General features: G+C 53.9%; 24 protein-coding genes. 12 read left to right on the top strand and 12 right to left on the bottom strand.

Going from position 1 to position 24,306, the window contains the following annotated elements; all coding sequences use genetic code 11:
- Both G462_RS21820 and pgi read right to left on the bottom strand, forming a co-directional pair.
- Positions 1 to 141: IS4/Tn5 family transposase DNA-binding protein (locus tag G462_RS21820; protein ID WP_035476872.1), on the bottom strand; the 141-nt coding region annotated here is incomplete at its 3' end.
- Between the two features lie 142 nt (positions 142 to 283).
- Positions 284 to 1,936, bottom strand: a complete 1,653-nt coding sequence (pgi, locus tag G462_RS0105545; RefSeq protein WP_026958117.1) for a glucose-6-phosphate isomerase — start codon at positions 1,934 to 1,936, stop codon at positions 284 to 286.
- A gap of 306 nt (positions 1,937 to 2,242) precedes the next feature.
- Here pgi and G462_RS23800 point away from each other — a divergent pair, with 306 nt between their 5' ends.
- The 9 genes from G462_RS23800 (at position 2,243) to G462_RS0105590 (ending at position 10,155) form a co-directional block, all read left to right on the top strand.
- Positions 2,243 to 3,388: a GGDEF domain-containing protein gene (locus G462_RS23800; protein WP_051326553.1), complete on the top strand. Its 1,146-nt coding sequence runs from the start codon at positions 2,243 to 2,245 to the stop codon at positions 3,386 to 3,388.
- Positions 3,385 to 3,657: a YihD family protein gene (locus G462_RS0105555; protein WP_342664362.1), complete on the top strand. Its 273-nt coding sequence runs from the start codon at positions 3,385 to 3,387 to the stop codon at positions 3,655 to 3,657. Before G462_RS23800 ends, G462_RS0105555 begins: the two co-directional genes overlap by 4 nt.
- A gap of 113 nt (positions 3,658 to 3,770) precedes the next feature.
- On the top strand, positions 3,771 to 5,168 hold the full coding sequence (ccoG, locus tag G462_RS0105560) for a cytochrome c oxidase accessory protein CcoG (RefSeq protein WP_026958119.1): 1,398 nt from the start codon (positions 3,771 to 3,773) through the stop codon (positions 5,166 to 5,168).
- A 156-nt stretch (positions 5,169 to 5,324) separates the two neighbouring features.
- A complete protein-coding gene (locus tag G462_RS0105565) occupies positions 5,325 to 5,711 on the top strand; it encodes an MAPEG family protein (protein ID WP_026958120.1) in 387 nt (128 codons plus the stop codon).
- A gap of 81 nt (positions 5,712 to 5,792) precedes the next feature.
- Entirely contained in the window at positions 5,793 to 6,764 is a 972-nt protein-coding gene (locus G462_RS0105570; protein WP_026958121.1) for a serine/threonine protein kinase, read from the top strand.
- Between the two features lies 1 nt (position 6,765).
- On the top strand, positions 6,766 to 7,239 hold the full coding sequence (locus G462_RS0105575; protein ID WP_026958122.1) for a CYTH domain-containing protein: 474 nt from the start codon (positions 6,766 to 6,768) through the stop codon (positions 7,237 to 7,239).
- Between the two features lie 47 nt (positions 7,240 to 7,286).
- The gene (locus G462_RS0105580; protein WP_026958123.1) at positions 7,287 to 8,954 is read left to right on the top strand and encodes an AMP-binding protein; all 1,668 of its coding nucleotides are present in this window, start codon (positions 7,287 to 7,289) and stop codon (positions 8,952 to 8,954) included.
- 110 nt (positions 8,955 to 9,064) lie between these two features.
- Positions 9,065 to 9,667: a thiol:disulfide interchange protein DsbA/DsbL gene (locus G462_RS0105585; RefSeq protein WP_026958124.1), complete on the top strand. Its 603-nt coding sequence runs from the start codon at positions 9,065 to 9,067 to the stop codon at positions 9,665 to 9,667.
- Between the two features lie 5 nt (positions 9,668 to 9,672).
- Positions 9,673 to 10,155, top strand: coding sequence for a 2-thiouracil desulfurase family protein (locus G462_RS0105590; RefSeq protein ID WP_026958125.1), 483 nt, complete (start codon positions 9,673 to 9,675; stop codon positions 10,153 to 10,155).
- Positions 10,156 to 10,310: 155 nt separating this feature from the next.
- Here G462_RS0105590 and G462_RS0105595 read toward each other — a convergent pair whose 3' ends face one another.
- Genes G462_RS0105595 through G462_RS0105605 form a run of 3 tightly spaced genes read right to left on the bottom strand, consistent with a single transcriptional unit; the run spans position 10,311 to position 13,658 of the window.
- Positions 10,311 to 11,045 carry a substrate-binding periplasmic protein gene (locus tag G462_RS0105595; protein ID WP_084404947.1) on the bottom strand — a complete coding sequence of 245 codons (735 nt, stop codon included), beginning with the start codon at positions 11,043 to 11,045 and terminating at the stop codon, positions 10,311 to 10,313.
- The gene (locus tag G462_RS21830; protein WP_425393727.1) at positions 11,036 to 12,721 is read right to left on the bottom strand and encodes an ABC transporter substrate-binding protein; all 1,686 of its coding nucleotides are present in this window, start codon (positions 12,719 to 12,721) and stop codon (positions 11,036 to 11,038) included. Before G462_RS21830 ends, G462_RS0105595 begins: the two co-directional genes overlap by 10 nt.
- Before the next feature lie 7 nt (positions 12,722 to 12,728).
- Complete coding sequence (locus tag G462_RS0105605) at positions 12,729 to 13,658, bottom strand: acyltransferase (protein ID WP_026958127.1); 930 nt, start codon at positions 13,656 to 13,658, stop codon at positions 12,729 to 12,731.
- 135 nt (positions 13,659 to 13,793) lie between these two features.
- On the opposite strand from G462_RS0105605, the gene G462_RS0105610 reads away from it, so the two are divergent.
- Complete coding sequence (locus G462_RS0105610) at positions 13,794 to 14,216, top strand: HIT domain-containing protein (protein WP_026958128.1); 423 nt, start codon at positions 13,794 to 13,796, stop codon at positions 14,214 to 14,216.
- A 47-nt stretch (positions 14,217 to 14,263) separates the two neighbouring features.
- The gene (locus tag G462_RS0105615) at positions 14,264 to 14,500 is read left to right on the top strand and encodes a hypothetical protein (protein WP_026958129.1); all 237 of its coding nucleotides are present in this window, start codon (positions 14,264 to 14,266) and stop codon (positions 14,498 to 14,500) included.
- A 46-nt stretch (positions 14,501 to 14,546) separates the two neighbouring features.
- Here the strand turns inward: G462_RS0105615 and G462_RS0105620 are convergent, their stop codons facing one another.
- The 7 genes from G462_RS0105620 to gmk all read right to left on the bottom strand — a co-directional run bounded on the left by G462_RS0105620 (position 14,547) and on the right by gmk (position 23,344).
- Positions 14,547 to 16,163: a methyl-accepting chemotaxis protein gene (locus tag G462_RS0105620; RefSeq protein WP_026958130.1), complete on the bottom strand. Its 1,617-nt coding sequence runs from the start codon at positions 16,161 to 16,163 to the stop codon at positions 14,547 to 14,549.
- Positions 16,164 to 16,372: 209 nt separating this feature from the next.
- Positions 16,373 to 17,059: a cache domain-containing protein gene (locus tag G462_RS0105625; protein ID WP_084404948.1), complete on the bottom strand. Its 687-nt coding sequence runs from the start codon at positions 17,057 to 17,059 to the stop codon at positions 16,373 to 16,375.
- Positions 17,060 to 17,203: 144 nt separating this feature from the next.
- A complete protein-coding gene (gene trmH, locus G462_RS0105630; protein ID WP_026958132.1) occupies positions 17,204 to 17,917 on the bottom strand; it encodes a tRNA (guanosine(18)-2'-O)-methyltransferase TrmH in 714 nt (237 codons plus the stop codon).
- Positions 17,918 to 18,005: 88 nt separating this feature from the next.
- Complete coding sequence (locus G462_RS0105635; RefSeq protein ID WP_026958133.1) at positions 18,006 to 20,072, bottom strand: methyl-accepting chemotaxis protein; 2,067 nt, start codon at positions 20,070 to 20,072, stop codon at positions 18,006 to 18,008.
- A gap of 57 nt (positions 20,073 to 20,129) precedes the next feature.
- Positions 20,130 to 22,238, bottom strand: coding sequence for a bifunctional GTP diphosphokinase/guanosine-3',5'-bis pyrophosphate 3'-pyrophosphohydrolase (spoT, locus tag G462_RS0105640; protein ID WP_026958134.1), 2,109 nt, complete (start codon positions 22,236 to 22,238; stop codon positions 20,130 to 20,132).
- A gap of 131 nt (positions 22,239 to 22,369) precedes the next feature.
- Positions 22,370 to 22,645: a DNA-directed RNA polymerase subunit omega gene (gene rpoZ / locus G462_RS0105645; protein ID WP_026958135.1), complete on the bottom strand. Its 276-nt coding sequence runs from the start codon at positions 22,643 to 22,645 to the stop codon at positions 22,370 to 22,372.
- 72 nt (positions 22,646 to 22,717) lie between these two features.
- Complete coding sequence (gmk, locus tag G462_RS0105650; protein WP_026958136.1) at positions 22,718 to 23,344, bottom strand: guanylate kinase; 627 nt, start codon at positions 23,342 to 23,344, stop codon at positions 22,718 to 22,720.
- 171 nt (positions 23,345 to 23,515) lie between these two features.
- Here gmk and ppk2 point away from each other — a divergent pair, with 171 nt between their 5' ends.
- Positions 23,516 to 24,301, top strand: a complete 786-nt coding sequence (ppk2, locus tag G462_RS0105655; RefSeq protein WP_026958137.1) for a polyphosphate kinase 2 — start codon at positions 23,516 to 23,518, stop codon at positions 24,299 to 24,301.
- Positions 24,302 to 24,306: the final 5 nt, after the last annotated feature.

Consider the following 24,306-nt stretch of genomic DNA (forward strand, 5'->3'; position numbering starts at 1 on the left):
AGCCAGTTTAGACACAGCGACTCCGGGTTGGCTGGCAAGTGAAGCAGCTAGCGATATAAGCCTTTGAGTACGTCTGGGGTCATTGAGCTCTGCCTGACTAAACTGCGCTTGTGCCCACTCCATTGGGTTTGAACTGTCCATCGTAACCATCTCATTGAGAAATCTAAATGATCTGATCACAAGGTGAGGATTGAGTTCAAAAAAAATCCCCGAACGATGTTCGGGGATTTGTGTATAAGAGACAGGCATATGCGGCCTTTTTCGTTACGCGTTTGAGCTTAGCTTAGCGCCATGCTTTGAATGCGTTGATCAAGCCGTTGGTTGAGCTGTCATGGCTTGCGATAGCTTCATCGCCAGCCAGCTCAGGCAAGATCTGGTTAGCCAGCTGTTTACCTAGCTCAACACCCCACTGGTCGAAGCTGAAAATGTTCCAGATGATGCCTTGAACAAAGATCTTGTGCTCGTACATGGCAACCATCGCACCCAGGCTGAATGGGGTCACTTTCTTAACCAGCATCGAGTTGGTTGGCTTGTTGCCATCGAAGATCTTGAACGGAACTAGTTTGGCCACCTCTTCCAGGCTCTCACCGGCTTTGACGAACTCAGCTTCCACGGTAGCGCGGTCTTTACCAAAGGCCAGTGCTTCGGTTTGTGCGAAGAAGTTCGACATCAGCTTCTGGTGGTGATCAGACAGCGGGTTGTGGCTGATAGCAGGAGCAATGAAGTCACATGGGATCAGCTTGGTACCTTGGTGAATCAGCTGGTAGAAGGCGTGCTGGCCGTTGGTGCCAGGCTCACCCCAGATGATTGGACCGGTTTGATAGTCAACCGGGTTACCGTTACGGTCTACGCACTTACCGTTCGACTCCATGTCACCTTGCTGGAAGTAGGCAGCAAAGCGGTGCATGTACTGGTCGTAAGGCAGGATCGCAACGCTCTCTGCACCGTAGAAGTTGTTGTACCAGATGCCTAGCAGGCCCAGGATAACCGGCAGGTTTTGCTCGAAGTCGGCGTCAGCAAAGTGCTTGTCCATGGCATGGGCGCCATCGAGCAGCTCGATGAAGTTGTCGTAGCCAACGGTTAGAGCAATCGACAGGCCAATGGCTGACCAAGACGAGTAACGGCCGCCAACCCAGTCCCAGAACTCGAACATGTTGTCGGTGTCGATGCCGAACTCAGCCACTGCGGTTGCATTAGTTGATAGCGCCGCAAAGTGCTTCGCAACGTGGGCTTGATCGCCTGCAGAAGCCAGGAACCAATCACGCGCGCTGTGGGCGTTGGTCATGGTTTCTTGGGTGGTGAAGGTTTTCGATGCAATCAGGAACAGGGTGGTTTCTGGGTCGACTTTCTTCAGGGTCTCTGCGATGTGGGTGCCATCAACGTTGGATACGAAGAAGGTCTCGATGTGCTCAAGTTTGCAGGCGCCCAAGGCTTCGGTAATCATTACTGGGCCCAGATCAGAGCCACCGATACCGATGTTTACAATACTTTCGATCGCTTTACCGGTGTAGCCTTTCCACTCGCCAGAGTGAATCTTCTTACAGAAGCCTTTCATCTTCTCCAGTACCGCGTTTACGCCCGGCATAACATCTTCGCCAGCCACCATCACTGGGGTGTTTGCGCGGTTACGCAGTGCAGTGTGCAGTACTGCACGACCTTCAGTTTGGTTGATGGCTTCGCCAGAGAACATTGCCTTGATGGCTTGGTCCAGCTTGGTTTCCTTGGCCAGGTCTACCAGCTTCTGCATGGTTTCTTCGGTGATCAGGTTCTTCGAGTAGTCCAGTAGCAACTGGCCTTCGAAGTTCACCGAGAATTTGTCAAAGCGCTGCGCATCGGCTTTGAACAAATCAGCAAGTTGCATCTCTTTGTTGGCGTCAAAATGCGCCTGAAGGGCTTTCCAAGCCTCGGTTTGAGTTGGATTGATATTTTCCAGCATGGTGGCTTCCTAATTATGTTGACCGAATATCGGCGCAGCCCGCGCCAATGGAGAAGAATTGTCCTTATGAACGGCACAAAGCGCAAGGGTATTAGATCAATGTTTATTGCGGGTTAAATCGACAGTGCGCCTTGAAACTTGGTGAAAACGCTAAGAAACACCAGTTTAAACTGCTATCCATCTGAAAATACGATGGTTTTGTGAAGAAAACCGTCCTCGCCGCGAGCCCTTGCATTGTTGTCGCTCAGCCTTGGTTATACAATTTGTTGCGCAAATGATGATCAATATCCACAAGGAACAGAGTACTTGCCAGCCACCAGCGCCCCGATTCGACAGGCCCACAACCAGTTCTTGCGCTTAGGTGGCAGTATTACTGCTTTGGTGCAAGCTGGGTTTGCCTGCCTGTGGTGGTGGCTGCTTACGCCAAGTATCGATGCCTTGCTACCTTCGGTTTGGCTGATAGCCTGCCTGATACTGTGTATTGCCACCTCACTGCATATTCGTCGCCATCTGGCGCACCACTCCCTTACCTACCTGGTTCAGCAGCGCTGGTATTTTGTGCTGTCTAGCTGCAGCGGTCTGCTGTGGGGGCTGGGTATCTTACTGTTTGCTCCGGCGCTGGATAGTGAATGGCAGCTGGTGATTGTGCTGTTGGTGGGCCTGATGATGGGCCTGTTGGCGATCCCCAACCTGCTGAGTATTCGCAGTTTCTCCGGTACCGTGCTGCCCTCATTGATTGCCTTGGCGGTGATGGCGGTCTCTGCCAGTCCTGCGGTGATACTGGCGGTAGTACTGGTGTGGTTGGTGTTCGGTATGTTGATATTGCTGCTTAAGCGCGCCAAGTTTTGGTTGGGCAGCAGCTTGGATCAGCACCATCGCGACCGGGAGCTGCTGAGCGAGCTGACTTCTGATCATCAGGCGATGCGTGAGCGCAGTGAACTGGACTCGCTGACACAGGTGTATAACCGCGCCAAGTTTGAGCAGATGCTTGAGCATTACTGGCGCTTAGCCAGCCGCGCCTCGACCAGCATGAGCGTGCTGATGATCGATGTCGATTTCTTCAAGCCCTATAACGATAACTATGGCCATGTGGCGGGTGACCAATGTTTGCGCTTGGTGGCGGATACCTTACGGGCGGCACTGCAGCGGGAAGATGACTTGCTGGCGCGTTATGGCGGCGAGGAGTTTGTGATGATCCTACCCACCACCTCGAGCAAAGGAGCGATCCAGGTCAGTGAGCGAATAAAGCAGCACATGGCCACGGCAAGTTTGCGACATGAATACTCTGCGGTGGCAAGTCATGTTACTGTTAGCATCGGAATCTGTTGTTTAACACCCAGTTATCATAACAGTAGCATTGAGATACTAGAAAAAGCCGACCAAGCCCTCTATCAAGCCAAGCTGAGAGGACGAAATCAGGCTGTGATCGCCGCACGTGGAGAGCCTTTATGAGCATGCAGTTGCATCGAGTCGAAGAACTAATTGAACTATTAACCCCAATCTGGAAACGCCAACCGGAACTCAACTTGGTTGAGATGTTGGCGCTGGTAGCCGAGCGTGCCGGCTTCGAGCAGCCGCTGAGCGAACTAAGCGACGACATTTTGATCTACCAATTGAAGATGTGGGATGCCGACAAGAGCGAGATGATCCCCGGTATCGCCAAAGATTGTGAAGATGACTTTAAAGCGGCGCTATTAAAGGCACGCGGCATCAAGCAGTAATCCCCTGAAATAACTAAAAGCTACAACATAATAAAGGCGGGCTTAGCCCCGCCGTCGACTCCCCAAGGAAGGGAGCCCCGTTAATCGGGAGCAACGTGGAGAAGGAGTGAGCCATGAGTGAGCGGATCCCCGTAAAGCAGGTCGAACCCAAAAAACGCAAGCCCCAGGGCGACCGCTATAACCCCAAAGACAAGATCTATGTGCGTGCCCAGCTAGGGCGCTTCCAGCTGTTGCGTAAGTACATGGGCTGGCTGTTTATCGTGGCATTTTTGTTGGTGCCGTTTATCCCTTGGGGAGAGCGGCAGGCGATCTTGTTAGACATTGGTGCCCGCCAATACCACTTCTTTGGTTTGACCTTGTGGCCGCAAGACCTGCTGCTGCTAGCCTGGTTCTTTATCGTGGCGGCCTTCGCCCTGTTCTTTATAACCACCTTCTTGGGGCGGGTGTGGTGTGGCTATCTGTGCCCACAAACCGTGTGGACCTTCATCTTTATCTGGTTCGAAGAGAAGATCGAGGGCTCGGCCAACAAACGCCGCAAGCTCGACCAGATGCCGATGGATGGCAGCAAGTTCTTCAAGAAGTTTCTTAAGCACTTCGCCTGGCTGGCGGTCTCGTTATTCACCGCACTGGCCTTTGCCGCCTACTTCGTTCCGGTGAAGCAGCTTTGGGTAGAGTTCTTTACCTTCCAATCCAGTGCTGCCGTAACCTTCTCGGTGCTGTTCTTCACTTTGGCGACCTATGCCAACGCTGGCTGGATGCGCACCATTGTGTGTACCCATATGTGCCCTTACGCGCGCTTCCAAAGCGCCATGTTCGATAAAGACACCTATATTGTGGGTTACGACGAGCAGCGTGGTGAGCAGCGCGGCCCGCGCAAGCGCAAGGCCGATCCAAAAGCGCTTGGCTTGGGCGATTGCGTTGATTGCGACCTGTGTGTCCAGGTCTGCCCGGCGGGGATCGATATCCGCGACGGCCTGCAGTACGAGTGTATTAACTGCGGCGCCTGTATCGATGCCTGTGATGTCACCATGGAGCGGATGAACTATCCGAAGGGGCTAATCCGCTATACCACCGAGCACAATCTAGCGGGCCAGCAAACCTCGGTGGTGCGATCCAAATTGATTGGCTATGGCTTGGTGCTGTCGGTGATCGTCGTCGCCTTTGTCATCACCTTGTTGAATGTGAAGCCGATGCAGCTGGATATTATTCGTGATCGGCAGGCCCTGTTTGTCACCAACAACGAGGGCTGGGTGGAGAACTCCTACACCTTGAAGATCATTAATAAATCCAGCGAGCCCCAGCAGTTTGAGTTAAGCCTGCTTGGCTTGGAAGACTATCAGTGGATAGGTCCGCAGGCCCTGCAGATCCCGGCCAATACGGTTTGGACTCAACCGATCACCATCGCTGTCGACCCCTATGAGTTGGAGAGCCCTAATCTTGAGGTGCAGTTTGTGCTGAGCAGTCGCGGTCATCGTTTGGAGCATAGCAGCCGCTTTATCAGTGGTGGTTAACAGCTAAAGGGCTGCCTGCGTTCGTTGCGGGCTGCCCTTTTCCGTTATCTGCTCGGATCCGCCAACGCGTACTAGCGCACAGTTTAAATTCAAACGCCTGTTCAATTTTTCAAACTGGTCTAACCTTATCGTTCTTAATCTACATGGAGGTAGAGCGTGAGCACGGCGTTACTAACACTGACTTGTTTAATCATCTTGCCCTATTTGCTGGCAGCCTACGGCGGCCTGCTGAAGATGCGCCAGCATGGCAAGATCGACAATCGCGACCCGCGCCAACAGGCGGAGCGCCTCGATAACTATGGCAAACGGGTCTATGCAGCACAGCACAATGCCTGGGAGGCGCTCGCTGTGTTCTCTGCCACCTTGCTTATAGCCTATATTCAACAAGTGTCAGATACTCTGCTCAGTATTGCCTCCTTGGTTTATCTGCTTACCCGGATTGCCCATCCCTTGCTATATCTAAAGGGTTTGGCAACCTTGCGTTCGCTGGATGTGGTACTCGGTTGGTTAAGCTGTTTGGTTGTGATCACTGCAGCGCTTTAGAGTATTTACTCTAGACTGGTAGGAACAGTTTGATTACCCAAGACTGGTACACTCCCCCAATATTTTATCCGGTGAATAAGAATGAGCGCCTTTTTATTTTCTGATTTAACCCCTGAACGGATCCTTGATGCCTTGGAATCTATCGGCGTGTATCCGGCCAGTGGGTTGTTGGCGCTTAACTCCTATGAAAACCGGGTCTATCAGTTTGCCGCCGAAGATGGCCAGCGTTACGTGGCCAAGTTTTATCGCCCCGAGCGCTGGAGTGAGCAGCAGATCCGCGAGGAGCATGCCTTCTCTATTCAGCTCAATGAAGCGGATATTCCAGTGGTGGCCCCCATCCAGCGCGATGGCGAGAGCCTGTTTAACTTCCAAGGCCTGTGGTTTTGCTTGTTCCCCAGTGTCGGCGGTCGCACCTATGAGGTGGACAACCTCGATCAATTGGAGCGGGTTGGCCAGTATTTAGGGCGAATTCACCAGCTAGCGGGCGCGCAAACCTTCACTGCACGCCCAACCATTAGCTGTAGCGAGATGCTCGATGGGCCTTTGGCGCTACTGCGCCAGTTTGTGCCTGAGAATCTGCAAGACGCCTTCTTTACCATTGCCGACCTAGTGGCCAATGAAGCGCGCGAGCGTTATCAACCCGAGCAAGTTATCTGCCTGCATGGCGATTGTCACCCCTCCAACATCTTGTGGCGCGATGGCCCGATGTTGGTGGACTTAGACGATGCCCGTAACGGCCCGGCGGTCCAGGATCTATGGATGCTACTGGCCGGCGATGAAAACGAGCAGCGCCTGCAGCTAGAGGTATTGCTGGAGTCCTACGAAGAGTTCGCCAGCTTTGATACTCGCCAGTTGGCCTTGATTGAGCCGCTACGGGCGATGCGGATGATTCATTACATGGGGTGGTTGGCCAAGCGCTGGCAAGACCCGGCCTTTGGCCGCGCCTTCCCGTGGTTTAACACGCAGCAGTATTGGGAGCAGCAGGTGTTGGCGCTGAAAGAGCAGATGGCGGCAATCCAGCAAGGACCGATTCGATTAACACCGGGGTACTAGGATGGCACAGGAAATCGAGCGCAAGTTTTTAGTAAAGAGCAGTGACTATCGCGCGCAAGCCAGCTCTGATGCACGTATCGTGCAGGGCTATCTGAACAGCGCGGCTGAACGGGCGGTGCGGGTGCGGATCTATGGTGAGCAGGGTTTCCTGACCATTAAGGGCAAAAGTAATGACAGCGGCACCAGCCGCTATGAGTGGGAACGGGAGATCCCGCTGCAAGACGCCGAAGAGCTACTAGGCTTGTGTGAGCCGGGAGTTATCGATAAGCGCCGCTACCGGGTAGAGATCGATGGCTATTGCTTTGAGGTGGATGAATTCGCCGGTGACAACCAAGGGCTGATTATGGCTGAGGTTGAGCTGAGCGACGAAAACGAGTCCTTTCCCCGCCCTGATTGGCTGGGAGAGGAGGTAACCGGACAGGTTGCCTACTATAACAGTGCCTTAAGTCGGCACCCTTTTAAATCCTGGGCTTAGCCCAAGGCTGGCCAGCGCAGCCAGCGTAAACAACAACGAGGAATAGCATGACTCAGCTACTCACCCCCGTGGACGCTTTGTTGCATTGGACGCAAGAACACCCTGAACGGGTTTATCTCCGTCAGCCGATTGCTGGCGAGTTCCAAGAACGCACCTGGGCAATGGTCGCCGATGAAACGGCACGCATTGCGGCAGGCCTACAAGCGCAGGGGCTGGAGCGTGGCGACAAGGTCGCTATTCTGGCCAAGAACTCTGCCGAGTGGTTCATCATCGACCTAGCGATCACTATGGCCGGTTGCGTGAGTGTACCGATCTACTCCACTGCCAATGCTAACACCGTGCGCTACATTCTGGAGCACAGCGAGTCGAAGCTGATCGTGGTCGGTAAGCTGGATAACCCGGATGCGCAGGCGAAAGGTATTCCAGAGGGTATTGCGCGTATGGCGATGCCTTATCCGACTATTGAGTCAGAGCACCAGTGGTCTGATTGGCTCAAGCAGTACGCACCGCTGGCTGAGCCGGCCCAGTGGCAAGAGCAAGACATCATGACCTTGATCTACACCTCGGGCAGTACTGGTGAGCCAAAGGGCGCCGAGGTGAGCTTTGGCGCTTACCGCGCCGGTAGCTTGGGTTGGATGGAGGTATTCCAACCGACCAAAGAAGATCGCGCCATTTCCTACCTGCCGTTGGCGCACATCACCGAGCGCGTGTTGCTGCAAGGTGTGAGCCTGTACAATGGCGGCGTTGTGGTGAGCTTTGTTGAGTCGCTGGATACCTTTGCCGATAACCTGCAAAGCGTACAGCCGACCATGTTCCTATCGGTGCCGCGCCTGTGGGCTCGTTTCCAGCAAGCGGTATTTGAGAAGCTGCCACCGAAAAAGCTGCACTTCCTGCTAAAAGTGCCAGTCATTGGCGGCCTTATCCGCAAGAAAATCCGTACCAACCTCGGCCTGCATCATGCCCGCTTACTTGGCTGTGGCAGCGCACCGGTGGCACCGGCGCTGCTGGAGTGGTACCGCGACAAGCTGGGGCTGAACATCGCTCAGGCTTGGGGGATGACCGAAAACATGGCATATGGCACGGTGAACCTGCCGTACCGCGCGGATAAGTATGACACCATCGGCAAGGCCTCGCCGGGTGTTGGGCTAAAGATCTCCGATGAAGGCGAGCTGCTGATGCGCAGCGAGGCCATGATGACCGGTTATTACAAGCACCCTGAGCTGAATGATGAGTTCTTTAGCGACGGCTGGATGCATACCGGCGATAAAGGCAGCATTGATGCAGACGGCTATGTGAAGATTATTGGTCGGGTGAAAGAGAGCTTTAAAACCACCAAGGGCAAGTATGTCGCCCCGGTGCCGATCGAGCAGAAGCTCGCTGAGAACTCGATGGTTGAGCAGGTATGCGTATGTGGCCAAGCGCTGACCCAGCCGATCGCCTTGGTGGTGCTGGCCGATGAGCTTCATCACCATAGCCAGGAACAAATTGTTAACAGTTTGACCCGCACCGTTAAAGAGGTGAACAGCCAGATCGAGAGCCACGCACGGATCGCCCATGTGCTGGTGGTCGATCAGCAGTGGAGCATCGAGAACGGTCTGCTGACGCCTACTCTCAAGATCCGCCGCCCACAAATCGAAAAGCACTACGATGCGCTGATCCATCAGCAGCATAGCCAGTTGGTCGACTTTGAGAGAGACGACAACTGGGGACGTTAAGCAATTGTAAATTAGCGTAAATCCCCACAAGCTGCGGGTGGTGTCATTGACGCCACTCGGTTGGGGATTTAAGCTCATGGCTTGCGATTAACCGAATCTAGGGAATTTCAATGAAACGCATCATTATTGCTGTACTGGCAATGCTTACTCTTCCCAGCGCCATGGCCAACTTCAAAGAAGGTACCCACTTTGAGGTGGTGCGCCAAACGGCGACGGCCAAGCCTGAAGTGATCGAGTTTTTCTCCTATTACTGCCCCCACTGTTTCCGCTTTGAGCCGGTGGCTGAAGAGATCAAAGCCAGCCTGCCTGAGGGAGTAAGCTTCAAGAAGAACCACGTGAGCTTCCTGGGTGGTCCAATGGGCGAAGAGATGGCCCGTGCCTACGCGACCGCAGAAGTACTGAAGACCGAAAAGACCTTCTCTGCTGCCATGTTTGATGCGATCCATCGCCAAGGCCAGCGTTTCAGCGGCCGTGATGATATCCGTAAGATCTTCGTTGCCACCGGTGTAGACGGCGCTGATGTTGACGCTGCCTCTGAGAGCTTTGTGGTTAACGGCATGCTGGCGCAGATGGATAAAAACACCATGACCTACCAAATCCGCGGCGTACCTGCGGTAGTCGTGAACGGTAAGTATCAGGTGAACACCGGGTCGGTGAAAAGCGTTGAAGAGCTGGTGGAGTTAGTGAACTTCCTGGTTGCCAAAAACGACTAATCCTTTTGCACAAGATCCTGATTAGCCGCTGCCTGTTAGGTGAAGCGGTGCGCTACGATGGCCAGGCTAAACGCCTGGCCTCTGAGTATCTGAGCCTGTGGCAGCTACAAGGTCGTTTGGTGCCAGTCTGCCCTGAGGTGCTGGGCGGCCTACCCACCCCACGCCCACCTGCCGAGCGGGTCGCCAATAAGGTGCTTACTGCTGAGGGTGAGGATGTAACGGCGGCCTTCCAGTGCGGTGCGCAACTTGCCGCCAAGTTGGCTCAGCAACAACTGTGTCGCTTTGCCCTGCTTAAAGCCAACAGCCCTTCCTGCGGTAACCTGCAAATCTACGACGGAAGCTTCTCAGGGCGTTTATGCCCGGGTAAAGGGGTGAGCGTCGAGGCCTTGCAAGCATGCGGTTTGCAGGTGTTTAATGAATTTCAACTAGAAGAGTTGCAGCAAGCGCTGTTGCAGGCAGATGCCTGTAATACCAATCCACATAAGTAACTGCTCATTCTTACCGGTTAAAATCATTGATGACAGCGTCAGCGCTTTTGTAATTAGCCCACTAGTCACGGCAAACGTTTCCTCGTCCTCAATGATTTTCCCTGCGCAATCTCTGATCACTTACTTATCCGGATTGGTATAAGCAATGCCTCAGCCTACAAGCCCATTGATAGCTGGTACTGCTGTTCGTAGCGCTGTAACAGCTTGGCCAACCCCCCACTTTGATAGAATGCATCGAGGCTTTGCTGCAAGGGCTGCAGTAGGGCTTTGTCTGTTTCTGGATGGCAAGCGATGGAGCGTACTGAGCTAAAAAACTCCACCCCGTTTTGCGGCAGCGGCAGTTGTTGGCGCAAGTAGGCGGCGGTGAGCACATCGCTGGCCCATACCTGAACCCGCTCGCGTAGCAACAGCTTGGCTCCCTGTTCTGGGGTTTTCGCCACCACCACATCCATATCAAAAGAGCGCAAGTACTCAGCAACCCCGCTACCAAAATGGGCGCTGATTTGCTGGCCTTGCAGCGCACTCAAACCGGGTTGAGTGGCCTGCTCAGGATCGGCATTAAACAGTGCATAACGGCTGATGCTTAGCGGGCTTACCCAGGCAAACTGCGCTTCTCGGCTTTGGCTACGCTCAATCGCAAACACACAATGATTGGGCTTGGTTTGCGCCAGCTTATAGGCGCGTCGCAGCGGGTGTAACTCGATTATCAGCTCTACCTCACTGTCGCTTTGCAGATGGTTAATGATGTCGATCCACAACCCGCCGAGTGAGTAGTCTTGCTGCATCACATAGGGAGGATTCAGGTAGCCGTGTAGCACCAGTTGCTTGGCCGAGGTAAGCGCTGGGCTAAACAGGCAACTAGCCAGCAGTGCGGCTCGTATCATTCCCATCGCTTGAGTAACTCCGAATAGCTAAGGGTGCGCCCTGCTGGGTTTTCGTTATCCAGTTTGGCTTTCGGTGAGCCGGGCTGAGCGAACCAGACGCCCTTCTCTTGCTGTGGGTTTAGCCGCGGTGCGCAGGGAGAGTCGCTGCTATTGGCAAGCTGCTCCAGTTTGCTATCCATTGCTACGGCGAGCTGCTGCATCACCTCGGGAACTGGCTCATTTTCGTAGCTGGCCAGGCCAGCATACTGCCACCATAGCGTCGCCATTTGTGGGTAGTCGGGGACGTTGCTGCCGGTTGGTGTCCACTCTTGATGGGCACTGCTTTGGTAGAACTCCACTAGACCACCGAGCTTCGGTGCCATGGCGCTGAACGCCTCTGAGTGGACATCGCTGTAACGGATTGGGGTTAGGGTCTCGAGGGTTTTGGTCAGTGATACGCTTTTTGAGACCGCAAACTGGGCGTATAGCCAGGCGGCTTGCTGCCGTTTAAGCGGCGTTGATTTCAGCAAGGTCCAGGCCCCTACGTCCTGATAGCCCGACTTCATTCCCGCTTGCCAGTATGCGCCAGTGGGCGACGGTGCGACCCGCCATAGCGGCTTGCCGTGCTCATCGGTGATTGGCAGCTCTGGGCGGGTGAGCTCAGCGGTAAAGGCGGTGTACCAGAATATCTGTTGGGCGATATGGCCCTTGGCGATCTCGGCACCGGCTTCACTGAAGTTCATGTTCTGCGCTTCGGGTGGGGCGTAATCTTTAAGCCAGTCGACGTACTTTTGAATGGCATAGATACTGGCAGGTGCATCGATAGCGCCGCCGCGTGCCACACTGGCACCCACTGGGCGACAGTCTTCAACTCTGATGCCCCACTCATCAACGGGTATCCCATTGGGCAGGCCTTGATCTCCGGTTCCGGCCATCGACAGCCAGGCATCGGAGATGCGCCAGCCTAGCGAGGGATCGCGCTTGCCGTAGTCCATGTGCCCGTACACCCGTTGGCCATCGATCTCTCTGACATACTCACTGAAGAACTCGGCGATATCTTGATAGGCAGACCAGTTGACCGGTACATCTAGCTCGTAGCCGTACAGCTCCTTAAACTGCTGTTTTAGCTCGGGGCGGGAGAACCAGTCTTGGCGATACCAATAGAGGTTGGCAAACTGCTGGTCGGGTAGCTGATAGAGCTGGCCATCGCTGGCGGTGGTAAAGGGCAGGCCCATAAAATCGTCGAGATCGAGCGTGGGCAGTGTGACCGCCTTGCCCTCTCCCTCAGTAAAACGGCTCAAGCTGACCACCTGCTGATTGCGAAAATGGGTGCCGATTAGGTCACTGTCGTTGATGTAGGCGTCGTAGATATTCAAGCCGGTCTGTTGTTGGGCCTGCAGTTTCTTGATGACATCATCTTCGCTGGTTAGCTCATGGATAACCTGGATCCCAGTCAGCTCGCTGAACAGCGGCGCGAGTACATTGGACTCATACCAGTGGGTGTAGATCCGCTCCGATACCACCCTGACAGTCATGCCTTGGTAAGGTTTGGCGGCATCGGCAAACCACGCCCACTCCGCGAGTTGTTGCTCTGGGCTTAGGGTTGATTGGGGAAAATGCTGAAGGAGTGCGGTGTGTTCTGTATTTGCTGCGGCTTGCCAACTACAGCAAACCACGAGCAGCCTCCACAATGTCGATCCCATAGCTTACTCATTGCTCGTCCTTGGAAATAAGCGTAGTAAGGGATTGATTGTCTTGCCCTTGGCGAGTGATTAAACGTGATAAGTAGCGATCTTTTTGCCGCCAGCGTTGCTCGAGCCAACGTTTGAAGTGCTGCTTGTAGTGCTTATCTGCCAGGTAATCGCCACGAAGCGCTTGGGTGACTGGGATACTATCGAGCTTGACCACTACACTGGAGAGCTCGCCGCAAAGCAGGGCCAGAAAGGGGCTCTGCGATTCATCGAGCCCGGGGTAACACAGTGTGACATCGATAACTTCTTCAAACTGCTCACCGAGTACCGATAGCGCTTGAGCCATACCCAATGCTTTCGGTGGGAGCAGGTGCTGGTAGCTGCCTTGTTGTTTATCGTGGCTATAACGGGTGCCTTCAACAAAGTTCACCACCGTGGTGGGCACGCTGCGAAACTTCTCGCAGGCGCGGCAAGTGGCTTCGAGGTCTTTGCCGCGTTTCTCTGGGTGACGCAGCAAGTAGCTTCGAGAGTAGCGGCGCATAAACGGCATATCCAGCGCCCAGCACGCTTGGCCGATAAAGGGAATGTACAGCAGCTGTTGTTTTAGGAAAAACTTTGGCACCGGGGTGCGCTTTGCTAGCACCATGCAAAGGATGACGATGTCCGCCCAACTGCGGTGGTTGCTGATCACCAGATACCACTTATCGCGGCTAAGCTGGGTGTTATCGTCAATCTCAAAATGGCTGCCGTTGATCAGCCAAAAGATTGCTTGGTTGACGCTTATCCACTGGCCCATCAAGACGTTGGCAATCCGTGTGACGCTTGGGTAGGCTCCTTTTGGCAACAGCAATTTAATAAGTCCGCACAGCGTGACAGCACTACCAAACAGGATTGAATTGGCTATCACCAGCGAAGCTGATATAAAGGCGGTCAAAATCTTTAGCAACATCCGTGGCGGGTCCTTTGTATCGCGGCGGCTTGATAAGCGGGCTGACATGGCTTTGCCCAAGCCATGGGCTAAAGTGTAACAAATTGAGTAACATGCGAAAATGCTGAAAGATTGATCAGCCAAGTGAGAGAAACAATGAGCGAGTTCCAGCTTCACCCCCAGCTTGAGAAAGACTGTTATGTAGTTGGGGATCTAGATATCTGTCGGGTACTTTTGATGAACGACAGCAACTACCCTTGGTTTATCTTGGTTCCCATGGGCAGTGAGTTACGCGACATCCATGAGCTGGATTTTTGCCAGTCATCGCAGTTCTGGCGCGAATCGAAGCGCTTTGCCAAGGCGTTGATGGATATCTTCGACGGCTACAAGATGAACGTTGCGGCGCTGGGCAATATGGTTGAGCAGCTGCACATACACCATATCGTACGTTTTAAGGACGACCCTGCGTGGCCTGCGCCAGTATGGGGCGCCGTGCCAGCTAAGCCTTATGCTGAAGAGCAGGCTCAGGCGATTATCCAGCAGGTGCGTGAAGCACTTAGCGAGCACTGGGTTGCTTAAAGCGGTCGCCTAGAACGGGTTACTAGTCGCTGATCCAAGGAGGGGTTATGCGCTTTTTCAAACTGATATTGCTGCTGGCGATGCTAACGATGTTGGTGCGCTGTGATATTCAGGCCGATCTCTACAAAGCCAGCAACAACAGTATTCACCTGACCTTCCCGCGGATGGTGGAGACGCCGATCTTTTGGTTGGACAAAGAAGTCGGTCAGCCGCTGGAATGGGGCTTTAACGCGCCATGGTCGGAAGACTATCAGTGGCGCTGGCTAAGCCTCGAGGAGCAGTAAACAAGGCCTTGCTCACTGCTCCTGTTATTGGCTTATAGTGGCTTAGTTAGGCGATTTTCAGTTCAATTAGCAACTGGCTTAAGCCGTTCGCCACGTTCTTAAGGTGGCTAAGCGCCTGTTCGCTGCGCTCGGCGGCTTCGGCGCTCGCCTGACTATCATCTCGCAGAGTATATACGTTGCGCGTGAACTCTTCTGAGGCCTGACGCTGCTGGTCGGTGGCAACGGCAGTTTCCTGACTACGCTGCTCCAACCGTTCGATAGCTTGGCGAATGGTCTCCACTGACTCGATGTTTTGGTTGGCCAAGCCACACTGTTCCTTAAGCTCCTTGATGGTGTGGGTTAGCTCTTTGTCCACGGTGGTGGAGACGCGCTGCAGTTGGCTGATGGTCTCCATAATCTCCGAGGTCGACTCCTGAGTCCGCGACGCTAGGTTGCGCACCTCATCAGCCACCACCGCAAAGCCGCGTCCATGCTCGCCGGCACGGGCTGCTTCAATGGCGGCATTTAACGCCAGTAGGTTGGTCTGCTCAGAGAGGTTGTTGATCACATCCACCACGTTGCCAATGTTTTGGCTACATTCACGCAGCTCTTCAAGAGCAGGCTGACTTAGCTCTACTTGTTGGCTAAGGCCTAACAAGGCTTGGGCGGCATCAGAGGAAGCCTGAATACTTTGCGAGGTGCGATCACAGGTTTGCTGGCTGACCGAGGCGGTCTCGGCGCTGTTGCTGGCGACTTCCTCGACCGAGGCATTCATCTCGGTAATGGTGCTGGCCATGCGCTCAATCTCGCCAAACTGGCGCTTAGAGCTTGAGGTGGCCACATGGCTGCTCTCCTCCAGCGTTTGGTTGGCAAGCAGCAGGGTATTGCTGGCTTCGCTGATACCTAGCAGCATCTCTTGCTGGTCGCGTCGTAAGCCCTCTAGTTGACGACCCAGCTGGGCAAAGTCATTGTCACCGTCTACGGAGATAGGGCTGGTGAAATCCCCCTTGGCCATGGTACGCATGCTCTCAGAGAGTTGCTTACTCTGCACCTCGACTAAGCTCTTCATACGGTAAACCAATACGCTAATGATTAGCATGGCCAGCAAGGTGCCGATTAGGGTGCGGTAGAGTGAGCGGGCTAGGATGGCATCGATATTGGCGATGCTCACGCCGGTGCCCAGTATCCAGTTCCAGCCGTCAATACGACGAACATAGCTAAGCTTGGGAATAATCTCGTTGCTAGACGGATGCAGGAAGTCGTAGCGCACAGCGCCCTCGCCCTGTGCTTGAACCACACTGCGCATCGCTTGCCAATGGTGGTTGCCACTGGCATCGGCCACCTGAGTCATATTGCGGCCAATACTGCTGGCACGGATCGGGTGCATCAGTAGTTCTAGCTGCATGTTGTTGATCCAGAAATACTCTGGACCATGGCGTAGTGCGGCAACCGCGTCCATCGCTAAGGCTTGCGCTTGCTCGGTGCCGAGTTCTTTCTCCTGACTGCGGTAGTGCTCAACTAAGGTGACCGCAATATCCATACTTGCTTGCAACTGGCGCTCGTAGGCGAGATACATGTCGTGTCGGTTCTGTGCCCGAATCAAGCTTGCCTGACTAACAATGGCGACAAGGGTAAGGATGCCAAACAGCATAAAGACGCGGCTTAGCTTAATGGTTTTTAGCATTTAGCGGTTCCTGTTTTCGATTTGCGCTTTCGAGTGAGTGCAACGCAGTGGTTCCCAGACAGATGTCGGCAGGACGCTTGCGTTATTTAGCAATTACTTTTCATTTTGCGTGATGGTAGCGAATCATATCTCATTAATGAGAATAATCAGCGAAAAAGTAGGTTTTTGGGCCGGTATCCCTAGAAATTAACCAAAGATACCGGACATGTTTATAACGGGAGAGGGTCTTCGCGAGTGGATTTTGGCTCGTCGCCGGGGTTTTTCAAGGTCTGGTGCATGGCGCGGGCGAGCAATAGACAGATCACCAGGCAAAGGCTGAAGATGCCGATGGTTATGTACAAGCCGTTTTTCACAGCGAGCTTGATATTGGTGAGGTAGATACCTGTGCCGATGATCCAGTCCCAATCTGAGATACGCTTTACGTAGCTCATCTTGGCTGACACATTGCCACTTTTGGGGCATAGATAGTCGTATTTCACATAGCCATGATCGTTGGTTTCGATTTGATGTTGCATGTCACGCCAATGGTAGTTGCCTTTAGCATCACTGACTCGCAGCATGTTGTTGCCTTCTTCATCCGCCCGATGCGGATGCATCAGCAGGTTCATCTGCAGGTCGTTAACCCAAAAGTACTCGTTACCTTGATAGCGCAGATCGCGCAATGCATCCAACGCGAGCTGTTGAGCCTGTTCACGGCCAATGCTGGCTTCCAGCGATTGGTAGTGTTCGACCAAGCTGTTAGCAATATCTACGTTGGCGGATAGCTGTTGCTGGTGGGCTAACTCTAACTCGTAGTTGAGGTGTTGAAGGTTAAACCATGCTTGACTGGCAAGCATCGATAAGGTCACTAAGCACAACAGGGCTATTGACTGTGATGCTCGTGGCTGAGCTGACATGTTGGGCGATCCAAGGTTAATTGCTGGTAACAAAGCCGGCTGCAAAGCCAGCTATCGCTCATTATTATCCAAGCTATCGATAAAAAACTGTTTGATTTGAATCAAAAGGTAATCGGCTTGTTATCAGCTGGTTGGGGAATGGTTTTATTCATCGTCCAAATGTTGCCATGCATCCTGGCTCATCTGCATTTTGCTCCACCACTCTTCATCGGCCACGATCTGCCCTTGGTCATCGATGGCTGGAATCGGCAGGCCTTTGCGCTTACAGGCTTTGGCGAATATCGGGTGACCACCTTCGAACAGGATGCGGTTCTGTTCCTGATCGCTCACTTTACAAGGACCTTGGTACATCCCGGCTAGCGAGCGCTGGCGCTGGGCTTCATATAGCACGGTTGCTGCCGCTACCGATACGTTGAGCGATTGCACCATGCCCACCATGGGAATAATGATGTCTTGGTCGGCTAAGGCTAGGGCTTCATCGCTGATGCCGTATTTCTCTTGGCCAAGCAGGACGGCGGTAGGTTTGGTGTAGTCGATTTCACGGAAATCTACCGCTGAATCAGAGAGGTTAGTGGCCAGGATCTGCATGCCTGCTGCGCGCATTGCCTTGACTGCCTCCTCAATATTGTTGTGGCTGTTTACGGTGACCCAGTTTTGGCTGCCCGTAGCGGTGCCACCAGCCAAGCGGTTGGCATCTTCGGCCCAAGTGGCATGTACGTGGTCGACCCCAATGGCATCACAGGTTCTGACGATGGCGCTTAGGTTGTGGGGTTTATGGACGTTCTCCATGCAGATGGTCAGATCGGTCTGACGGGCATCGAGCATCTGACGGATCCGTTGATAACGTTCTGGGGTCATGACAATAGCCGTATGAAAAAAGGCTGATTATAGCGTTAATCAGCCTTTTACACGAACAGCCTATGTAACTAGGGCTAGGCGCTACCCGTTAGCCGGGTTGGTTATCCAGCGACATCCCGTGTGGATCTGGGATCGCATAGCCACGTTTGTGGGTATCGCTAAACTCACTCTTCATCCGCTTGTAGGCAAAGATTTCCTGTAGCTGGTCACGTTGATCCTGATTGAGGCTCTGGTATTCAATATGGTAGCTGCGTTGGCCGGCATCACTATTGGTATCAACGATACGCCCTACCACCTCAATCTGCTTATTCTGGCCTTCGTACAAGTAACTGATCGACAAGCCCACTGGCTGAGAGGGATTGAACGGCGTTGTCAGAGCTGTCACCACTTTAAGCCCGCCCATACTGACGTCCTGGGTGAGTCCCTGAGCGCGCAGCTCGCCTTGGGTGAGTACATAGCTTAGGGCGACATCTAAGCGAGGGAAGTTGCGCTTATCGTTGCTGTCGCGCTGGATGGCGTGATGGCTGGTATCTAAATCGAAGCGATCCAGCAGGTCGCCAACGGTTTCGCTGACCTTGGAGAGCTGATCAGCCACCATGGAAGAGGTCTCGGTTTTCTGGTGACTGTCCTCGATGATCTGATGTAGCTCTGCTTGCGAGGTGGCCATCACATCTAAGTGCTGATTTTGTGCCTCGATCTGATGGTCGACCTGTTGCTGGGAGTTGGCCACGCTTTGGATGGTCTCGCGTACCTGATTGATGCCTTTGGCGGTCTCCTGAGACTTGGTTCGACTGTCGTTTACCTTCTCGCTGACCGATTCCATGCTGGTCACCACCTGCTCTACGCCATCGGTTAGGCGGGTAATCAAGCTGGCAATTTCATCGGTGGACTCACCGGTGCGCGCAGCCAAGGTTCTTACCTCATCGGCAACCACCGCGAAACCGCGTCCTTGCTCGCCGGCGCGAGCTGCCTCGATGGCGGCGTTCAGTGCCAGCAGGTTGGTTTGCTCGGAGATGGCGCGGATCGCGTCAACAATACCGTAGACCTGTTCTGCGGTTTGGCTCAAGTCGCGGATCAGCACCGAGGCCTTCTCGGTTTGCTGGGTGGTGGAGTCCATCATTTGGATGTTTTCGCCTACCAAGTTTGAGGCATTTTCCGATAGATCGAAGCAGGAGCCGACCAGTTGCACGGTATCTTCGGAGATCTCGTTAAGGCGCTGCGACGCTTCTTTCAGTGCCGAGGCACTGTCGCTCATGGCATCGAAGCGTTGCTGCTCAGACAGGTTAGAGGCGTTGATCTGCGAGGCCAGTTCGCTCACTTGATTTGACGAAAGGGTAATGCTGGAAGAGGCCTTATGCACATCGGACAGCGCTTCTTGCAAGGATTCGCGCATCAGCTCGATATGGTGGGCCAGCATGCCGACTTCGTTAGCGGTGATATATTGGGTGATCTCTTCGTCTGGTTGCAGGTTACCGCGGCTAATGCGACGGCTGACTAACACCAGGTAGTTGATCGGCTTCATGATGTCGCTAACCAGCAGCCAAGACAGGCCGATGATCATCGCAAGAAACAGCGCGCCTAACTGCAAGCTTTCGACAATCAGATGATCCAGCTTCTGATTGGCATAGCCAGTGTAGATACCCACCGCCTTGTTCATCTCCGCCATAGCTTTATGGTTTTGCAGCAAAAAGCGGCTGGCTAGCTGGGAGCGTTGGGTGTCGTCGGTGGCTGCCTCAAGCTGACGGGCCAAGTCGAGTTGCTGTTGCCAGTTTTGCTGAACGATATGCAGCTGATCGATAAACGGCTTATAGCTTGGGGTCGGCAGCTGGATTGGCTTGGTCATGCCCAGATCGGCGTAGGTGGTGCCACCTTTGAGCAGGGCATCGAGCGAGGTCTGATAAAGATCCGCGGTTTTACCTGCCACTAGCGCGTTAGCCAGCGCTGATTCGCCAACGGTGACCCGGGCCAGCTCTTCCGCCGAGAATTTCTTGGTGAGCATACGCTGTCGTCCGGCAACGTTTATCACAGTGGCGTCGTCATGGTTTTGGCTCAACGAGTAGTACTCGAGGCCAACCATCGACAACAGCGCGATGGCAAAGAATACAGGTAAGGCAATCAGCTTATTGCGGATCGAGATCGACTTGAGACTTAACATGGCGCATCCTTGCAAATAATTTCATTGTCAGTATAGAAGCTGCGCCTGATTTTGCTATTAGTTACGCGTCCTTACAACTCGCAGTACCTCAGGCATTACGCGGATTTTACGCATGATGTCTGCGAGGTGAATTCGGCTGTGGGTGGTGAGCAGCAGATCGACGGTATAGACCCGGCCTTCCTTCTCTTCAGTGACAATGTTCGAGATATTGGCACCGGTTGAGGCAACCACCGTAGTCAGGTTCGCCAAGATACCTTGGTGATTGACCATGTCGATGCGTACTTCGGTCTTGTATTCGGCCTCTGAGGCGGCTTCTTCAGACCAATCCACATGGATGTAGCGGTCCGGTTCTCGCTGGTAGCCGGCGATGTTCTTACAGGATTCGAGGTGGACCACCAGACCCTTACCCGGGCTGATATGGGCAACCACATGGTCGCCTGGAATCGGGCGGCAGCAGTTGGCGTAGGTGATTAGCAGGCCTTCTGCGCCCTTAATCGCAATCCGCTTACCCTGCTCTTCTTGGCTTAACTCTTCGCTGCTGCCAAGTAGGCGACGGGCAATCACGATGCTCATGGCATTGCCCAGGCCGATCTCGGCCAGCAAATCGTCCAGATTCTCTGCTTTCAGGTCATCGAGAACCTGCTCTAGGTTTTGCGGGTTGATTTGGTCGAGCTTGGTCTTGCCAAGGGCATGGTTGAGCAAGCGGCGGCCGAGGTTCACCGACTCTTGGCGACGCTGGTTCTTCAATAGCTGGCGGATCTTACCGCGCGCCTTACCGGTCACCACAAAGTTCAGCCATGCTGCATTCGGGCGAGCCCCCGGTGCAGTAATAATCTCAACGCTCTTACCGTTGGTCAGCGCCTTGCTTAATGGATAAGGCTGGCGGTTCACCCGGCAACCGACACAGGCGTGGCCAACATCGGTATGTACTGCATAAGCGAAGTCGACCGGGGTCGCGCCTTTGGGCAGCTCGATAATCCGGCCTTTTGGAGTGAATACGTAGATCTCATCCGGGAATAGATCGGTTTTTACGTTCTCGATAAACTCGAACGAGCTACCGGCGCTTTGCTGCAACTCTAGCAGGCTTTGCATCCATTTCTGGGCGCGGATCTGCGCGGTGGTGCCACTCTTACCGCCTTGCTTGTACTGCCAATGGGCGGCGACACCCTTATCGGCCATCTGGTCCATATGCTCGGTGCGGATCTGCACCTCCACCGGCACCCCGTGTGGGCCCACCAGCGAGGTATGTAGGCTTTGATAGCCGTTACCTTTAGGAATGGCGATGTAGTCTTTGAAGCGGCCTGGGCGCGGCTTATACAGACTGTGGGTAATCCCCAGCACCCGATAGCAGGTGTCGAGCTGATCGACGATGATGCGGAAGGCATAGATGTCCATCACCTCGTGGAACTGCAGCTCCTTGTTCACCATCTTTTTATAGATGCTGTAGAGGTGTTTCTCGCGGCCTTTTACTTCAGCTTTGATACCGGCTTCTTCGATACGGCCACGGAATTCTTCGTAGATACCGTTGATCAGCTCTTTGCGGTTACCACGCGCGCTTTTTACCGACTCTTTAAGGACCCGATAGCGCATTGGGTAGAGCGCTTCAAAGCCCAGCTCTTCCAGCTCATTCTTGATGCTGTGAATACCCAAGCGGTTAGCGATGGGCGCATAGATATCGAGGGTTTCGCGGGCAATCCGGCGGCGTTTGTCTGGGCGTAGCGCGCCTAAGGTGCGCATGTTATGGGTGCGGTCGGCCAGTTTAATCAGGATAACCCGAATGTCCTGGACCATCGCCATCATCATCTTGCGGAAGTTTTCCGCCTGCGCTTCTTTTTTATCGCGAAACTTAATCTTGTCGAGCTTACTGACCCCTTCCACCAAGTCGGCTACATCGATGCCGAACTTTTGCTCAAGTTCCTCGTGAGTGACCGAGGTATCTTCGATGGTGTCATGCAAGATGGCCGCAGCCAGGGTCTCGTGGTCGAGGCGTAACTCAGCCAGTAGCCGGGCAACCGCCAAAGGATGGGTAATATAAGGTTCGCCACTAGAGCGGAACTGCCCTTCGTGGGCATCGCGCCCCAATAGGTAGGCTTGCTTGAGGATTTCTACTTGGTCATTGCTCAGATAGCCGACGGCTACTTCGCGTAAGCTCTCAAATAAATACAATCTCTACCTCGTAAGCGGGCGGTAAGGGGCTAACTAGTGGTTTTAAGTATGAAAGCTTTGCCGTGCTTAGTAAACCAGCACGGCAGGCTTAGAGCTTGGAAGGAGATTCAGACTCTGATGGAGACGCTGACTTACAGACGCTTGTCAGCGATAGCCGCTACTGCAGCCAGTTCTGCCGCTTCACGCTCTTGGCGTTCTTGACGGTCTTGAGCGTCCATGGTCTCGGTGTTTACCAATCCTTCTTCGATTTCACGCAGCGCGATAACGGTGGGTTTGTCGTTATCTTCTTCCACTAGCGGCTCTTTGCCTTCTACTGAAAGTTGACGTGCGCGACGCGCGGCGATTAGTACCAGGTCAAAGCGGTTGCCAACCTGTTCTACTGCATCTTCTACTGTAACTCGTGCCATGCACAGCTCCGTTGACTAAAAATGACGCAAGATCCTAGCCGATCTGGCAGTGTTTTACCAGACCCGCAGGGGCTATTTTGCCAGTAAATCGGCGAGTAATTCTCTATGTTTAGCAGCTTGGCTTGCGCTCTGCAATCGCTGCGCGGTGATGATCGCTGTCAGCTCGCTAACCGCTTCATCGAAATGGGTGTTGATTATCAGGTAGTCGTACTCGTTGTAGTGCGACATCTCGCTTTCCGCTTCATTCATGCGTTTGGCGATGACTTCTTCGCTGTCTTGGCCGCGCATGTGTAGGCGTTGCTCTAGCTCATGGCGGCTTGGCGGCAGGATAAACACCGATACCGCCTCTGGCATCATCTGCTTCACCTGACGGGCGCCCTGCCAGTCGATATCCAGGAACACATCGATGCCTTTAGCGAGGGTTTCTTCGATGGTGCGGCGCGAGGTGCCGTAGTAGTTACCGAATACTTCGGCGTACTCGAAGAAGGCCTGCTCTTCGATAAGCTGCTCGAACTGGGAATGATCAACGAAGTGGTAGTGTACGCCATCTTGCTCACCGGGACGGGCGGCGCGGGTGGTGTGTGACACCGAAACCTGAGCGGGGAAGGCCTTATGGCGCGACAAATACGCATTAATCATACTGGATTTGCCCGCTCCGCTTGGAGCCGAAACGATATAGAGGGTGCCTGTTGCTGCCATGGTGCGCTCGTTTACAAGATGCGTGGAATTAAAGGCGCCTAAGGGTACCATTTTCTGGTTAATTTTAAAGCCCGTTGGCAACTTTGCTGTGCGATGGTTGACAGTAAAACCCGCCAACCGCTAGTACAGAGTGTAGAGCACGGAATTTACAGTTGTCGCAGGGGATGTCATATGGGCAAGAAGCTAAGCAAAGAGCGCTATGAGAGTGAGCTGCTGAGTCTGCAAACCGAGCTGGTTAAATTGCAGCAATGGGTGGTGGCGGAAGGGCTGAAGGTGGTAGTGGTGTTTGAAGGGCGCGATGCTGCCGGCAAAGGTGGGGCCATCAAGCGCATCACCGAGAAGCTCAATCCGCGGGTATGCCGTATTGCGGCGCTGCCCGCGCCCAGTGAGCGGGAGAAGAGCCAATGGTATTTCCAGCGCTATGTGGCGCACCTGCCTGCCGCCGGTGAGATGGTGTTGTTTGACCGCTCCTGGTACAACCGCGCTGGGGTTGAGCGGGTGATGGGCTTTTGCAGCGACGATGAGCATGAGGAGTTTCTGCGCGCCTGCCCGGAGTTCGAGCGCATGCTGATCCGCTCTGGGATTATCTTGCTCAAATACTGGTTCTCGGTCTCCGATGAGGAGCAGGAGAAGCGCTTTAGCGAGCGCTTGAGCAACCCCTTAAAACGTTGGAAGTTCTCGAAGATGGACCTACAATCGCGGGCCCGCTGGGTGGAGTACTCCAAAGCCAAGGACGAGATGTTTGCCTACACCGACACTAAGCACAGCCCTTGGTGGGTGGTGGAGGCCGACAACAAAAAGCGTGCACGGCTCAACTGCATTCGCCATCTGCTCAGTCAAATCCCCTACCAGCAAGTGAAGCACCAAAAGATTGAGCTGCCGGAGATAGATAAGAGCGGCTATGTGCGGGTGCCGATGCATGAGCAGAGCTTCGTGCCGGATTACTACTCGCATTGAGCTGG

This window comes from Aliagarivorans taiwanensis DSM 22990 (assembly GCF_000429505.1).
GTDB lineage: Bacteria > Pseudomonadota > Gammaproteobacteria > Enterobacterales > Celerinatantimonadaceae > Aliagarivorans > Aliagarivorans taiwanensis.

What these genes read in the sequence shown, in the direction of transcription:
- pgi (WP_026958117.1), bottom strand. Translation starts at nt 1,936, where the DNA reads ATGCTGGAAAATATCAATCCAACTCAAACCGAGGCTTGGAAAGCCCTT.
- G462_RS0105555 (WP_342664362.1), top strand. Translation starts at nt 3,385, where the DNA reads ATGAGCATGCAGTTGCATCGAGTCGAAGAACTAATTGAACTATTAACC.
- ccoG (WP_026958119.1), top strand. Translation starts at nt 3,771, where the DNA reads ATGAGTGAGCGGATCCCCGTAAAGCAGGTCGAACCCAAAAAACGCAAG.
- G462_RS0105570 (WP_026958121.1), top strand. Translation starts at nt 5,793, where the DNA reads ATGAGCGCCTTTTTATTTTCTGATTTAACCCCTGAACGGATCCTTGAT.
- G462_RS0105575 (WP_026958122.1), top strand. Translation starts at nt 6,766, where the DNA reads ATGGCACAGGAAATCGAGCGCAAGTTTTTAGTAAAGAGCAGTGACTAT.
- G462_RS0105580 (WP_026958123.1), top strand. Translation starts at nt 7,287, where the DNA reads ATGACTCAGCTACTCACCCCCGTGGACGCTTTGTTGCATTGGACGCAA.
- G462_RS0105585 (WP_026958124.1), top strand. Translation starts at nt 9,065, where the DNA reads ATGAAACGCATCATTATTGCTGTACTGGCAATGCTTACTCTTCCCAGC.
- G462_RS0105595 (WP_084404947.1), bottom strand. Translation starts at nt 11,045, where the DNA reads ATGGGAATGATACGAGCCGCACTGCTGGCTAGTTGCCTGTTTAGCCCA.
- G462_RS21830 (WP_425393727.1), bottom strand. Translation starts at nt 12,721, where the DNA reads ATGGGATCGACATTGTGGAGGCTGCTCGTGGTTTGCTGTAGTTGGCAA.
- G462_RS0105605 (WP_026958127.1), bottom strand. Translation starts at nt 13,658, where the DNA reads ATGTTGCTAAAGATTTTGACCGCCTTTATATCAGCTTCGCTGGTGATA.
- G462_RS0105610 (WP_026958128.1), top strand. Translation starts at nt 13,794, where the DNA reads ATGAGCGAGTTCCAGCTTCACCCCCAGCTTGAGAAAGACTGTTATGTA.
- G462_RS0105615 (WP_026958129.1), top strand. Translation starts at nt 14,264, where the DNA reads ATGCGCTTTTTCAAACTGATATTGCTGCTGGCGATGCTAACGATGTTG.
- G462_RS0105620 (WP_026958130.1), bottom strand. Translation starts at nt 16,163, where the DNA reads ATGCTAAAAACCATTAAGCTAAGCCGCGTCTTTATGCTGTTTGGCATC.
- G462_RS0105625 (WP_084404948.1), bottom strand. Translation starts at nt 17,059, where the DNA reads ATGTCAGCTCAGCCACGAGCATCACAGTCAATAGCCCTGTTGTGCTTA.
- trmH (WP_026958132.1), bottom strand. Translation starts at nt 17,917, where the DNA reads ATGACCCCAGAACGTTATCAACGGATCCGTCAGATGCTCGATGCCCGT.
- G462_RS0105635 (WP_026958133.1), bottom strand. Translation starts at nt 20,072, where the DNA reads ATGTTAAGTCTCAAGTCGATCTCGATCCGCAATAAGCTGATTGCCTTA.
- rpoZ (WP_026958135.1), bottom strand. Translation starts at nt 22,645, where the DNA reads ATGGCACGAGTTACAGTAGAAGATGCAGTAGAACAGGTTGGCAACCGC.
- gmk (WP_026958136.1), bottom strand. Translation starts at nt 23,344, where the DNA reads ATGGCAGCAACAGGCACCCTCTATATCGTTTCGGCTCCAAGCGGAGCG.
- ppk2 (WP_026958137.1), top strand. Translation starts at nt 23,516, where the DNA reads ATGGGCAAGAAGCTAAGCAAAGAGCGCTATGAGAGTGAGCTGCTGAGT.